This window comes from Neobacillus phoenicis (assembly GCF_047302305.1).
Lineage (GTDB): Bacteria > Bacillota > Bacilli > Bacillales > Cytobacillaceae > Neobacillus.
The window spans coordinates 3005405-3019389 of sequence record NZ_CP154847.1 but is presented as its reverse complement, the minus strand read 5'-3'; the positions used below and the strand labels follow the sequence as shown (position 1 = coordinate 3019389).

Below are 13985 nucleotides of genomic sequence, written 5' to 3'. Positions count from 1 at the left end.
TTTAGATAGGGTATCCTAAAAAAGTATAAAAATATTTTTAGCTTTTGTCCTCTAGATATGAACAACACGTTAATTTTATGATAAAGTATTGGTAGAAATCCTTTAATCACGCAGTTTTATAACCTGACTACTGTCCACTTGAGACGGACAAATGTTTTTTAGAGGAAAAATAATACTACTTTCTAATGCAATTAGGGGGAATGGAACATGTCTAGTAAGATTTTAGAGCAATTTTTAAATGAAAACCTTGAGGATTTAAAAGGAAAGGGTTTATACAATGTAATTGACCCTCTTGAAAGTCCTAACGGTCCATTAATTACGATAAATGGCAGAGAGCTTGTCAATCTTTCTTCCAATAACTATTTAGGTTTAGCAACTGATGACCGATTAAAAAAGGCAGCAGCCGATGCGATCGAAAAATATGGTGTAGGTGCTGGTGCGGTCCGGACCATCAACGGGACACTTAAACTTCATGTTGAATTAGAAGAAAAATTAGCTGAATTCAAGCATACTGAAGCAGCAATTGCTTACCAATCCGGTTTTAACTGTAATATGGCAGCTATTTCTGCCGTAATGGATAAAAATGACGCCATTTTATCTGATGAATTAAACCACGCCTCTATCATTGATGGTTGCCGCCTTTCTAAAGCAAAGATAATTCGTGTCAACCACTCTGACATGGAAGACTTACGTGCAAAGGCAAAAGAAGCAAAAGAGTCAGGACTCTATAATAAAATCATGGTAATTACTGACGGTGTGTTCTCTATGGACGGGGATGTGGCATTATTACCTGAAATTGTAAAAATTGCAGAAGAATTCGATTTGATTACATATGTAGATGATGCCCATGGTTCCGGTGTCCTTGGTGATGGGGCTGGAACAGTTAAGCATTTTGGCCTTTCTGATAAAATAGATTTCCAAATTGGGACACTATCTAAAGCAATTGGTGTTGTTGGCGGATATGTGGCTGGGAAGAAGAATTTAATTGACTGGTTAAAGGTTCGTAGTCGCCCATTCTTATTCTCTACTTCTCTAACTCCAGCAGATGTAGCTGCAAGTAAGAAGTCCATTGAAATCTTAATGGAAAGTACGGAGCTTAACGAAAAGCTTTGGGAAAATGGTAACTATTTGAAAAAAGGGTTAAAAGAATTAGGCTTCAATATCGGCAACAGTGAAACGCCAATAACTCCATGTATCATCGGGGACGAAGCACTTACTCAACTATTCAGCAAACGTTTGAATGAAGAAGGTGTATATGCAAAGGCGATTGTGTTCCCAACTGTACCAAAAGGAACAGGACGTGTTCGCAATATGCCAACTGCTGCCCATACAAAAGAAATGCTCGATCGAGCTATTGCGATTTATGAGAAAGTCGGCAAGGAAATGGGCGTTATTTAATATAAGCTTTGAACGGAACCTTTAGGTAGTAGGTGACGTAGCTATAATGGAAGACAGAATTACTTAGCATAAGTGAAGAGGACGGAGAAACAATGAAGCGTATTTTAATTACAGGTGCCTTAGGACAAATTGGATCAGAATTAACCTTAAAATTAAGAGACATCTACGGAGCAGATAACGTAATTGCTACAGATATCAAAAAGAATGATAGCGAGGCAGCAAATAGCGGACCGTTTGAAACGGTAGATGTAACAGATTTAAACAAAATGGTAGAGACGGCAAAAAAATATCAAGTAGACACTGTGATGCATTTAGCTGCACTTCTTTCAGCAACCGCGGAAGCAAAGCCTGTATTTGCTTGGAACTTGAATATGGGCGGTCTAATCAATGCATTAGAAACAGCTAGAGAGCTTAATGCTCAATTCTTTACTCCAAGTTCTATTGGAGCATTTGGCCCAACTACACCTAAAGACAGTACACCACAGGACACGATTATGCGTCCAACCACCATGTATGGTGTCAATAAGGTAGCGGGAGAATTGTTATCGGATTATTATTATCACAAGTTTGGTGTTGATACTCGTGGATTACGTTTCCCAGGATTAATTTCTTATGTGGCACTTCCTGGTGGAGGCACTACGGATTATGCTGTCGAGATCTATTATGAAGCTATAAAAAATGGTAAGTATACTTCCTATATTGATAAAGGAACATATATGGACATGATGTACATGCCTGATGCTTTAAATGCGATTGTCGATTTAATGGAAGCAGATCCTGCTAAGTTGATTCACCGTAATTCATTTAACGTAACAGCTATGAGCTTTGATCCTGAAGAAATCGCAACTAGTATTGCTAAGTATATCCCAGGCTTTGAAATTTCATATAATGTCGATCCTGCACGTCAAAGTATTGCGGATAGTTGGCCAAATTCGATTGATGCAACGGCTGCTAAAAATGAATGGGGTTTTACTTACGAATATGATTTAGACAAAATGACACGAGATATGATAGAAAAACTGCGTCAAAAACTGTAATTGTACAAAAAAACAGCGAAGCATTTGCTTCGCTGTTATCTTTTTACATAAATAAGTTTATCATTTTTCTCGGTCACTCGACCAATAATAGCTGCATGAGACAAGCCTTTTGCATGAAGATCATTAACATAACTTTGTGCTTCCTCTTCGCCCATTGAAATAAGTAGACCACCAGAAGTAATTGCATCACACAGAACAAGTTGCTCCTCAGGGAAAATTCCATCCTCATAAACTACATCGTCGATTAACCATTTATGATTTGATTTGGATCCACCTGGTACCACACCGTCCTTAGCTAACTGCAAAGTGCCTTCCAGCATAGGGACCTGGTTATAGGTGATTTCAAAGCTCACACCACTTCCGCGTGCCATTTCACTGCCATGACCTAATAACCCGAAACCAGTTACGTCGGTAACGGAATGAGGCTGATAATTGGTTAAAACCTCTGAAGCCGTCTTATTCAACATCGCCATTGTTTCCGTAACGATTTGTTCTTGCTCAGGTGTAACTACACTTCTTTTAATTCCGGTTGTCAAAATACCTACACCAATTGGCTTCGTTAATACAAGGACGTCGCCAGGTCTGGCTCCGACATTTTTCCATACCTTATCAGGATGAACAATTCCAGTAACCGAAAGACCAAATTTAGGTTCTTGGTCATCAATTGAATGACCGCCAACAGTAATTGCACCAGCCTCTTTCACCTTATCAGCAGCACCACGTAGGATCTCGGATAGCATTTCGGCTCCTAGTTTTTTAATGGGAAAACCAACAATATTTAAGACCGTTTTAGGCTGACCGCCCATGGCATAGACATCGCTTAATGCGTTTGCAGCTGTAATTTGCCCGAACATATAAGGATCATCCACAATAGGGGTAAAGTAGTCTACAGTCTGTATAAGTGCAATCGAATCAGTTAACTTATATACTCCAGCGTCATCAGACGTATCCAGCCCCACTAGTAGTTCGGGAACAGGTTCTTGTTTTGGTAATAGACGCAAAACTTGCGCCAAGTCCTCAGGACCAATTTTGCAGCCTCAACCAGCTTTTGTTGATAAAGAGGTTAGGCGAATTTTTTCTTGTTCACTCAACATGTCCACCTCCATTCTCATAGTATAACTCTTTAGTCATAAATCCGCACTTAAAAGAGACAAAAGATTTGCGATGGTATAGGGAATGGGGTAAAATATTTCTACTATATAGATAGTGGAAATATGGAGGTTTACACAGATGAAGAACTACCATGTAGTCGTTGAATTTTGCATGCAGTGAAACTACGCACCAAAAGCCGCGAGTTTCGCGGAAGAGCTGTTTAACCATTTTTATCGAAACATACAAAAGCTTGAATTAATCCCCAGCTCGGGTGGGGCATTTGAAGTAACAGTTGATGGAGATAAAATATACTCCAAGTTGGAAACAGGAATTTTTCCTGACACAGATGAAATCATTCAAATAATGGAATCTAAATAACAAAAAGAAGAGGCCGGCTCTATGGTTTAGGAGTCAGCCTCTTCTTTTTCGATTGTAATTATATTATGTTAACTTATTCATAAAAAATAATTGCCTCTTAAACCTTAAGGCAAGGTAATAAATCTATTTTTTCCAACACCATTCTTTGTTTTTGAAATAAAAATCTCTAAAATACCATTCGTAAAAGTGGCGAAGACCTCTTGTTTAATCACTAAAAAAGGAAAATCAATACTTCGCACCTTTTTGGATTGGTGTTCTGAAGGGGGATATTTTGTAGCAGTGATACTTAATTTACTTTCTTCAATATATACTTTAATCTCTGATGTATCATATTCACTTAACAGCGCTTCCACGATCCATTCCTTTTCCGTCTCATAAAGGTCGATTCGGAATTGAGTTTGATCATGAAACGATGTTAGCGGATCCAAAAAATAGTTTTCTAGCCATTTTTCTACTAACTCATAATCAAAGGATTGATTTTGAGTTTGTCTTTTTTTTGTCATAATTAAACCCCCTTGCTCGTTTCATTTTATTCATTGGACCTTAAAATGTGAAACTCCTATGGTATAATGGGGCAAAAGATGGATGAATGAAGGAGTTTTTAAGGTGAAACAATGGTTACGTTCCATTCCTGCAATGCATGAACTTCAAAATCATGAGAGGTTTTTACATCTCCTTAAAGTAAGCCAGCTTGATTCTACACAGCTTACTAAAAAACTAAAAGAAGTACTCGATGATATTAGAACTGCTCTAATAGAGGATAAATGGACTGGTCCTACCCCTGGAACAAACTCATTTATTGATGAATTATTTTTTACTTTGGAAAATAATTTAGAAAAACAATTTTCCTACACCATAGAAAAAATAATTAATGCAACGGGGACGATCCTACATACCAATCTTGGCAGGGCAAGATTAAGCGAGAATGCCATCAATCATGTCGTTGAAACCGCTCGGAATTACTCCAATCTTGAATATAAGTTAAAAGAAGGGGAAAGAGGTTCACGACACAGTCTTGTAGAAGCACTTATTAAGGAAATTACTGGTGCAGAGGCAGCGATGGTTGTAAATAACAATGCCTCCGCTGTTTATCTTGTTCTAAGAGCACTAGCGAAAAATAAAGAGGTCATTGTTTCAAGGGGGCAGCTTGTTGAAATTGGCGGTTCCTTTAGAATTTCATCTATTATGGAGGAAAGCGGTGCAATCTTAAAAGAAGTAGGGACAACCAATAAGACACATTTTTTTGATTACGAAGATGCTGTTACTCCTGAGACAGCGATCATTATGAAGGTCCATACCAGTAATTTTAAGGTGATTGGCTTTACAAAGTCTGTAGATACAGAGGAACTTATTGCACTATCCAAGAGCCACGAGGATGCTATATTTTATGAGGATTTAGGTAGTGGTGCCCTTTATGACTTTAGAAAACATGGAATCGGAGAAGAACCGGTTGTAAAAGAGGTCATTGAAATGGGAGCAGACATTGTTACTTTTAGTGGTGATAAGCTTCTGGGTGGTCCACAAGCAGGAATAATTGCTGGCAAGAAAGAAATCATTGATAAATTGAAGAAACATCAGTTAGCACGGGTGGTTCGAGTAGATAAGATGACTTTAGCTGCGCTTGAGGGAACACTAATTGATTATGCCCGCGGTGAAAATGCCTTGCGAAACATTCCTGTCATTCGTGATTTATTAGTTTCTATTAATGAATTAGACGAAAGATGCCATTCTTTTGTTACGAATTTGTTACAAAGGACAAACAGCTACAAGACAAAAATTTTCAAAGATATTAGTCAAGTAGGTGGGGGGACCATGCCTGATGTAGAGTTGCCTACATGGGTAATAGCCCTTAAACATGATTCCTTTACAGCCGAACAGCTTGGCAGAAAATTAAGAACGGAGTGCAAGCCAGCTATAGTAGGACGAATCCAAAAAGATGAGTATATTATTGACCTTAGAACAGTAACATTTGAAGAAGAAAACAATTTATTAGATGCCTTAATAAATGTAGACCCCTCTTAAAAGAGGGGTTTATTTTATGAATTTACATATCATGATGTGAATTATGTTTTGCACGGGTATGGTTGCGATTCTTCACTTTATGAGAACCGCTTAATGGTTCTGGCTGCCCGGATTGTTTCGGTGCATTTTTTCTCATGTCTTTGCCATCGTTTTTGTTCATTTTTCATCCCTCCTACATATTAGGATGCAAGGATTAAGTCTTTTTATGCTGAATAAATTTTGTTCTTCTGTGCAATTTAACGGTAAACAAAATTAAGGAGTGAAAAGATAATGGAGAAATATCCTTACAATAAGGACAAGCAACAGGCATTTCAAGCAGCACAGCAAGGATATGAAGAGGTACAAGGATTTTTTAATCAAATCGTAAATGATAGTGCTAATTACGGCCATCAACTAAAACATTTAAAGAACGAAGTAAATGAAGCCTATCAGCAAATTGAGAATGCACTGGAAGTTGCCTCTGAACATCAGAGAGCACAATTAGAACAATTTCAACAAGATCTAAAAAGCATTGTAGCCGAAGTGAATCAGACAGAATAGAAAACAAAAGAGGGACAGATACCACAAAAGCAATTTCTGTGGTGTCTGTTCCTCTTTATTTGGAATCCCTTTATTGATTTTTCTTCCGCTTTTTATTGTTCATCTTTTCTTTCACACTTAACCCTTGTTCGCTAGCCAATTCCTCATTAAATCCGGCACCATTCCCTTGTCCTTTAGCAGCGTTTGCTCCAGGAATCACATGGTTTGATTTGCGCTTCGCCATCTCACATTCACCTCCTGATATTTTTACTATTTCCTTTAAACCTTCAAAAATGACAAGTAATTGGTTTTTTGCGATAATAATACCGAGAAGTTTTTATTTTTCCCGTAATCGTTTTCACATACGATTGACAACATTTTCAAAATATTCCGAACAAAATACATAAAAAATATAAGAAAAACTTATCAATCACAATAACTTTCTTGTTATTTACTTATGTAAAAGGTTGTATTAAGATTAGAATTGTGAGAAAAGTGAAGATGGATGGGAAAATTCAAACTTTTCGACTTTTCATTAAACTTGTATTATGATGACGAACGAGGGGGTTTTTACACATGGTAAAAAATGATGTATTTAACGCACGTTCTTCCTTTGAAGTAAACGGCAAACGCTACCACTATTACCGTTTAGCAGCATTGGAAGAAGCAGGCATTGGTAATGTTTCCAAATTACCTTATTCTGTAAAAGTATTACTTGAATCTGTTTTACGCCAATATGATGGCCGTGTAATCACAAAAGAGCATGTTGAAAACTTAGCAAAATGGGGAACAGATGAGCTTAAAGAAGTGGATGTTCCTTTTAAGCCTTCACGTGTAATCCTACAAGACTTTACAGGTGTTCCAGCAGTAGTAGACCTTGCTTCTTTAAGAAAAGCAATGGCTGACCTTGGTGGAGATCCAGACAAAATCAACCCTGAAAAAACAGTTGATCTTGTTATTGACCACTCTGTACAAGTTGATGCGTATGGTTCAGCTGATTCATTAAAAGTAAACATGGACCTAGAATTCGAACGAAACGCAGAGCGTTATCAATTCTTAAGCTGGGCTCAAAAATCATTCAATAACTACCGTGCTGTTCCACCAGCAACTGGTATTGTTCACCAAGTAAACCTTGAGTACTTAGCTGACGTTGTTCACGTTTCAGAAACTGATGGCGAACTTGAAGCATATCCAGATACATTAGTAGGAACAGACTCACATACTACTATGATTAACGGTCTTGGTGTTCTTGGATGGGGCGTAGGTGGTATCGAAGCGGAAGCAGGAATGCTTGGACAGCCTTCATATTTCCCAGTTCCTGAAGTAGTAGGGGTTAAATTAACTGGTGAGCTTCCAAACGGAGCTACTGCAACTGATTTAGCATTAAAAGTAACTCAAGTACTCCGCAGCCAAGGCGTAGTTGGTAAATTCGTAGAGTTCTTCGGACCAGGAGTTTCTGTACTTCCACTTGCTGACCGTGCTACGATTGCTAACATGGCACCAGAATATGGTGCAACTTGCGGGTTCTTCGCTATTGATGGTGAATCATTAGCATACATGCGCTTAACAGGCCGTGACGAAGAGCAAATCCAAGTTGTAGAACAATACTGTAAAGAAAATGGCTTATTCTTCAATCCTTCAGAAGAGCCGGTTTATACAAATGTAGTAGAAATCGATCTTTCTGTAATCGAAGCAAATCTTTCTGGTCCTAAACGTCCACAAGATTTAATTCCACTTTCAAAAATGAAGGAAGAATTCGTTAAAGCTGTTTCTGCTCCACAAGGAAACCAAGGCTTCGGCTTACAGGCTGACGAACTTGCGAAAGAAGCAACAATTAAATTCAATAACGGTGATGAAACTGCCATCAAAACAGGTGCTGTTGCGATTGCATCAATCACTAGCTGTACTAATACTTCAAACCCTTACGTTCTAGTTGGGGCAGGTCTTGTTGCGAAGAAGGCTGTTGAGCTTGGAATGGAAGTTCCTAAGTTTGTAAAAACTTCTTTAGCACCAGGTTCAAAGGTTGTAACTGGATACCTTCGTGATTCTGGGTTACTTCCATATTTAGAACAAATCGGCTTCAACCTTGTTGGTTACGGCTGTACAACATGTATCGGTAACTCCGGTCCATTAAAAGAAGAAATTGAAAAAACTATCGCTGAAAACGATCTTTTAGTTACATCTGTTCTTTCAGGTAACCGTAACTTTGAAGGCCGTATTCACCCGCTTGTAAAAGCAAACTACCTTGCTTCACCACCACTTGTGGTTGCTTATGCCCTTGCTGGAACAGTAAACATTGATTTCGGCTCTGAAGCAATTGGCAAAGATAAAGATGGCAATGATGTATTCTTCAAGGATATCTGGCCAACTACTGCTGAAGTTAATGACGTTGTTAAAAAGACTGTTACACCTGAATTATTCCGTAAAGAATATGAAAATGTCTTTGAAAGCAACGATCTATGGAATCAAATCAAAACAAGCAATGAGCCATTATATACTTGGGATGAAGATTCTACTTACATTGCTAACCCACCGTTCTTTGAAGGTTTATCGCCAGAACCTGGTACTGTTGAACCTTTAGCAGGACTTCGTGTAGTTGGTAAGTTTGGTGATTCTGTAACAACTGACCACATTTCACCTGCAGGAGCAATTGGTAAAAATACTCCAGCTGGAAAGTATTTATTAGAAAAAGGCGTTCAGCCTCGTGACTTCAACTCTTACGGTTCTCGTCGTGGTAACCACGAAGTTATGATGCGTGGAACGTTTGCAAACATTCGTATTCGTAACCAAATCGCACCTGGTACAGAAGGTGGATTCACTACTTACTGGCCAACAGGCGAAGTTACTTCCATTTATGATGCTTGCATGAAGTACAAAGAAAACGGCACAGGCCTAATGGTTCTTGCTGGTAAGGATTACGGAATGGGCTCATCTCGTGACTGGGCTGCAAAAGGAACAAACCTTCTAGGTATTAAAACTGTTCTTGCAGAAAGCTTCGAGCGTATCCACCGTTCTAACCTAGTACTAATGGGTGTTCTTCCACTTCAATTCAAAGATGGCGATAGCGCTGAAACTCTCGGATTAACTGGTAAAGAAACATTCGAAGTACAAGTAGACGAAAATGTAAGACCACGTGATCTTGTAAAAGTTACAGCTACTGACGAAGCTGGTAACAAGAAAGAATTCGAAGTTCTTGTTCGTTTCGATTCTGAAGTTGAAATTGACTACTACCGTCACGGTGGAATCCTACAAATGGTTCTACGTGAAAAATTACAAGCTTAATTTAGTTTTGAAGAAAAACACCATGCTGTCTTGCATGGTGTTTTTTAACGAAAGGAATATTTATGAGTATACATCAAATTGCTGCAAGGTATGGCCTTGCACCTGAAGAACTTATCCCAATCACTAGCGGATTCCAAAATTCTGTATATTCCTTTTCCAAAGATGGAAGAGGCTGTATTTTAAGGTTATCCAATAGAGAGAAGAAGAGTTTCTCTGACCTAGAAAATGAAATAAAGTTTATTGCAGCTCTAGCAAAGGAAGAAGTATCTGTTTCAACACCAATCCATTCCATAAACAACCTTTTAATTGAGTTAGTGAATGATTTGTTTATAGTTGCCTTTGAAAAAGCGGATGGTGTAGCCGTGGATGTTACGGACACAAAGGTTTGGACCACTGAATTATTTTATAATTGGGGTAAACAGATCGGCAGAATGCATAAGGTTTCAAATCAATTACAGCTTGAAAGGCCAAAATGGACAAAGGAGGATCCAGATGTTCTTAAGATTCTTCCAAAAATACATTCAGAACTCATCAAAGAACGATACATAAAACTATTGGATGAATTGCAAAAGTTTGATCCAAATCCCCACTTATACGGTCTTATCCACAATGATTTACATCAAGGCAATTTTTTTGTGAAGGATAGAAGGATTACTATTTTTGATTTTGATGATTGCGCCTATCATTGGTTTGCCTATGATTTAGCTGTTTCCTTTTATCATGCATACTGGCAGGCATCATCATTTACCCCGGAGCAGACGGATTTTAGCCATGATTTCTGGGTCCATTTATTAAAAGGATATAGTGAGGAACATACGTTAAACAAGGATATGCTCGAGCAAATTCCTATTTTACTGAAAATAAGAGAGATATTTTTATATGTGTTATTTTTAGAAAAGTGGGATCAACATAATCTTGCGGATTGGCAAGCCTATACACTCGAAGATTTGAAGCATAGAATAGAGGAGCAAATTCCATATTCTAATGTCAATTTTAAGGAATTGATTGACAACTTTAGTTAATATTAAATAAAATATAATTATCAAATTGTAAAGGAATGAATTAGGGCCGATGAAGTTATAATCTTATTTTTCAGAGCATGATTCGAATAACGAAAAATGTTGAACCTGAAGAATAGGATTAGTCTGTCCTTTTTTATGTCCTGATCGTACATGTAAAGCAATTTAAACCATAATATTGGTTTATTTGTGGTTCCATTTTTTCGGGAATCCATGACAATTACTAGACATAAATCTCTCTTTCAGGTTCATTGAAGGGAGTTTTTTTATGCTTACAAATCAAAAAATAGTTCTTAGAGTTACAGGTCTTGAAAAAAGTTTTCAATTACGGAAGGTATTGGATCTTCTCCATTTTGACATAAAATACGGGGAAAAGATCGGTTTGGTTGGCTATAACGGGACTGGTAAAACAACTCTTGCAAATATCCTCTTTGGAAAAATACAACCCGATCAAGGACATATAGACAAGAGAAAGGATTTAAAAATTGGCTATCTTTCGCAATCGATTGATTATGAAATGAATGATTTTCACCGCTCGCTTGCAGGAAGTACAAACAAGGAGTTGCTCCAGCATGCCAAAGAGCTTGGGCTTCAGAAGGTTTATGATTGGGAGGAATCCCGCCTTGCACACCTTAGCGGAGGAGAAAAATTAAAACTCGCTTTATCTCAAATTTGGTCAACCAAACCAGATTTTCTAATTCTAGATGAACCCACCAACCATTTAGATTATAAAGGCATTGAATGGCTGGTGTCTGAATTAGGTAAATTTCATGGGGCAGTGTTAATCATTTCCCATGATAGACATTTTTTAGACAGAACAGTGAATCGAATTTTTGAATTGGAAAATAGTAAGATTCAATTTTTCAATGGGAATTATAGCAGCTACCGTAAGGAAAAACAAAAACGAATGGAGAGCCACCGACACCAATTTAATATCCAGCAACGTCAAATTGAACTAGTTGAAAAGCAAATGGAGCAGCTAAAGTCTTGGTCTGATAAGGCCCACCAGACATCGACTAAGCAAAGCAGGGATTATGGATATAAAGAGTATCATCGGGCCAAAGCGAAGAAAAGAGATACTCAAGTCAAATCAAAAATGAAACGGCTGCAGAATGAACTCGAGAAAAATAAGATCGAAAAACCTGCTGAAGAAAGCGCTGTTAGATTCCAATTTGAAAGTCATGGAAAAAGAGGGAAACGAATTATTGAAGCTAAGAATCTTTCAAAGGTTTATACAGGTAGAACTCTTTTTCATTCAACTAATTTCTACATCAATCATGGGGATCGAATTGGACTATTAGGCGAAAATGGCTGCGGGAAGTCAACCCTACTAAAAATGCTTATAGATAAGGAAATCGTTTCAGACGGTGATCTTTGGAGGAGTGACTCTATTCAGATTGCCTATTTAAGCCAGGATGTAAATGACTTGCCTACTGAAAAAACGGCCATCGAGACACTTGGTTTTACAGATAGGGAAAGTATTCTTAAGGCTAGGACTTTGCTTGCCAATTTAGGGTTAAAGGAAGCTTTTATAACAAAGCCTTTTTCTACATTAAGCTTAGGAGAACGGACGAGAGTCAAGCTTGTGGAGATGTTAATGAAGGAATATGATGTTCTCATTTTAGATGAACCCACCAATCATTTGGACTTACCTAGCAGGGAGCAACTTGAACGGACATTAGCAGATTTTTCAGGGACAATAATTACTGTGTCACATGATTACTATTTTCTAAATAAATTGTGCAATCGATTGCTAGTGTTTGAAGGAAAGCAAATCAAGCGAGTGGAAATGAAGCCAGAGGAGTATTTGAATAGAGATCAAACGGCTGGACAAAGCTCTAAGGAAGACTTTTTAATAATCGAAAACAGAATTGCTTCTATTTTGGGTGAATTATCAACGATCGATCAAAAAGATCCGAAATATCTTGTTTTAGACCAGGAATTTAATGAACTTCTTAGACTAAAACGAAATCTTAACAACTAAAAACCGAAAGAGAGCATAAATATTTGCTCTCTTTCGGTTTATTTCATTAGTTTATTTGCGGAAACGTCATTTTTATTTGGGATAAAGGGCTTTTTATTTGCGAAAAATCGCCCTTTATTTGCGAAAATCCATCTTTTATTTGCGTAACACAATTTTTTCTAATTTCTTCCCAATAACGCGAGAAGCTCTGTCTCTCTTTCTGCTCTCATCCCTGATTTCCATTCATCCTGAGGTATATGTCGAGTCTTTTCCCACACATAAATATCCGATATGCTCTCGTCAAGCGTCCTGAACGTAAGTCCATTTTTTACTGCTTTATCAATGTTGATTGAAAATGCACCTTTCCAAGGCTTTTCAAGCTCAGGAGATAGTGGGGAATGTTCTGGTACCCATAAAGGCATTTCCGTCCACGGTGCAACCTTTTGTTCGAGCAGGAACTCCTCATCAGCCCATACAATTTCAGTATCTGAACCAGTAACTCTTAAACATGTATCTATGAATTGTTTTATCGTTAGAGGATAATCCGGGCCTGTCGCATTAAACGTTCCAGAAGAGTTAGATGCCATCATCTTCAATATCCACTTTGAAAGATCCTTGTTATCTATTAGCTGTACACGGCGGTGCTCATTTCCGGGCACTAACACTTTTCCACCCTTAGCTACCCTATGTACCCAATAAGGAATACGATCTGTATAGTCATTAGGTCCAATTAATTGCCCTGCTCGGACATTTAAAACCCTTCCAGGTAGATTTGCTTCTGCAATTTTTTCACAAAGCGCTTTAAAATGACCATAATACTCATAAATAGGACCGTTCACATCCTTTGAAAGCTCATTTGCTTTCTCTAAAGAAATGTCTAATACAGGATAGGACTCATTTATATTTTCAGGTACCCAGTCTTGATAAACAGATATACTTGAAATAAAGGTATAGTGTTTCACACGATCCTTTAGTAACTCCGTACTATTTTCCACAGTAAAGGGGATAAAACCACTAGTATCCAAAACCGAATCCCAATATCGGTTTTTAAGCTCACTCAAGTCTCCAAAACGATCGCCAGTAATGATTTCAACATCCTTAAGACCAGTGTTTTGATTACCACGATTAAAAATCGTTACTTCATGATTTTGAGATAGTGCTTCTTTTATGAATGTTCTCCCTAAAAATCTGCTACCGCCTAAAACTAGAATTTTCAACTATAAACCTCTCCTCTCCCATACTTTCATCTTAACAAATTTACCGATAATTCTGTTA

13 protein-coding genes are annotated in these 13985 nt (G+C 37.8%); 8 read left to right on the top strand and 5 right to left on the bottom strand.

Annotation, left to right across the window (positions count from 1 at the left end; all coding sequences use genetic code 11):
- The first annotated feature begins 207 nt into the window (after positions 1-207).
- Positions 208-1398: a glycine C-acetyltransferase gene (locus tag AA0X95_RS15680; protein ID WP_413299373.1), complete on the top strand. Its 1191-nt coding sequence runs from the start codon at positions 208-210 to the stop codon at positions 1396-1398.
- A gap of 92 nt (positions 1399-1490) precedes the next feature.
- Positions 1491-2435 (top strand): L-threonine 3-dehydrogenase, encoded by a 945-nt coding sequence (locus AA0X95_RS15675; protein ID WP_413299371.1) that lies wholly within the window; start codon positions 1491-1493, stop codon positions 2433-2435.
- 35 nt (positions 2436-2470) lie between these two features.
- Here the strand turns inward: AA0X95_RS15675 and selD are convergent, their stop codons facing one another.
- The gene (gene selD / locus AA0X95_RS15670; RefSeq protein ID WP_413299369.1) at positions 2471-3529 is read right to left on the bottom strand and encodes a selenide, water dikinase SelD; all 1059 of its coding nucleotides are present in this window, start codon (positions 3527-3529) and stop codon (positions 2471-2473) included.
- A 136-nt stretch (positions 3530-3665) separates the two neighbouring features.
- Here selD and AA0X95_RS15665 point away from each other — a divergent pair, with 136 nt between their 5' ends.
- Positions 3666-3905 (top strand): Rdx family protein, encoded by a 240-nt coding sequence (locus tag AA0X95_RS15665; RefSeq protein ID WP_413299367.1) that lies wholly within the window; start codon positions 3666-3668, stop codon positions 3903-3905.
- A 104-nt stretch (positions 3906-4009) separates the two neighbouring features.
- Here AA0X95_RS15665 and AA0X95_RS15660 read toward each other — a convergent pair whose 3' ends face one another.
- Entirely contained in the window at positions 4010-4408 is a 399-nt protein-coding gene (locus AA0X95_RS15660; protein WP_413299365.1) for an Hsp20/alpha crystallin family protein, read from the bottom strand.
- A gap of 103 nt (positions 4409-4511) precedes the next feature.
- On the opposite strand from AA0X95_RS15660, the gene selA reads away from it, so the two are divergent.
- Positions 4512-5927 (top strand): L-seryl-tRNA(Sec) selenium transferase, encoded by a 1416-nt coding sequence (selA, locus tag AA0X95_RS15655; protein ID WP_413299363.1) that lies wholly within the window; start codon positions 4512-4514, stop codon positions 5925-5927.
- 22 nt (positions 5928-5949) lie between these two features.
- Here the strand turns inward: selA and AA0X95_RS15650 are convergent, their stop codons facing one another.
- The gene (locus AA0X95_RS15650) at positions 5950-6087 is read right to left on the bottom strand and encodes a small acid-soluble spore protein P (RefSeq protein ID WP_024026873.1); all 138 of its coding nucleotides are present in this window, start codon (positions 6085-6087) and stop codon (positions 5950-5952) included.
- A gap of 110 nt (positions 6088-6197) precedes the next feature.
- On the opposite strand from AA0X95_RS15650, the gene AA0X95_RS15645 reads away from it, so the two are divergent.
- A complete protein-coding gene (locus AA0X95_RS15645; RefSeq protein WP_413299361.1) occupies positions 6198-6467 on the top strand; it encodes a hypothetical protein in 270 nt (89 codons plus the stop codon).
- A 70-nt stretch (positions 6468-6537) separates the two neighbouring features.
- Here AA0X95_RS15645 and sspO read toward each other — a convergent pair whose 3' ends face one another.
- Complete coding sequence (sspO, locus tag AA0X95_RS15640; protein ID WP_307287702.1) at positions 6538-6690, bottom strand: small acid-soluble spore protein O; 153 nt, start codon at positions 6688-6690, stop codon at positions 6538-6540.
- A 332-nt stretch (positions 6691-7022) separates the two neighbouring features.
- On the opposite strand from sspO, the gene acnA reads away from it, so the two are divergent.
- From acnA to abc-f, 3 genes are all read left to right on the top strand, one after another.
- Positions 7023-9728 carry an aconitate hydratase AcnA gene (gene acnA / locus AA0X95_RS15635; protein ID WP_413299358.1) on the top strand — a complete coding sequence of 902 codons (2706 nt, stop codon included), beginning with the start codon at positions 7023-7025 and terminating at the stop codon, positions 9726-9728.
- Positions 9729-9790: 62 nt separating this feature from the next.
- Complete coding sequence (locus AA0X95_RS15630; protein ID WP_413299356.1) at positions 9791-10750, top strand: phosphotransferase enzyme family protein; 960 nt, start codon at positions 9791-9793, stop codon at positions 10748-10750.
- Positions 10751-11015: 265 nt separating this feature from the next.
- Positions 11016-12731, top strand: coding sequence for a ribosomal protection-like ABC-F family protein (abc-f, locus tag AA0X95_RS15625; protein WP_413299354.1), 1716 nt, complete (start codon positions 11016-11018; stop codon positions 12729-12731).
- A gap of 158 nt (positions 12732-12889) precedes the next feature.
- Here the strand turns inward: abc-f and AA0X95_RS15620 are convergent, their stop codons facing one another.
- Positions 12890-13927 (bottom strand): NAD-dependent epimerase/dehydratase family protein, encoded by a 1038-nt coding sequence (locus tag AA0X95_RS15620; protein WP_413299352.1) that lies wholly within the window; start codon positions 13925-13927, stop codon positions 12890-12892.
- Positions 13928-13985: the final 58 nt, after the last annotated feature.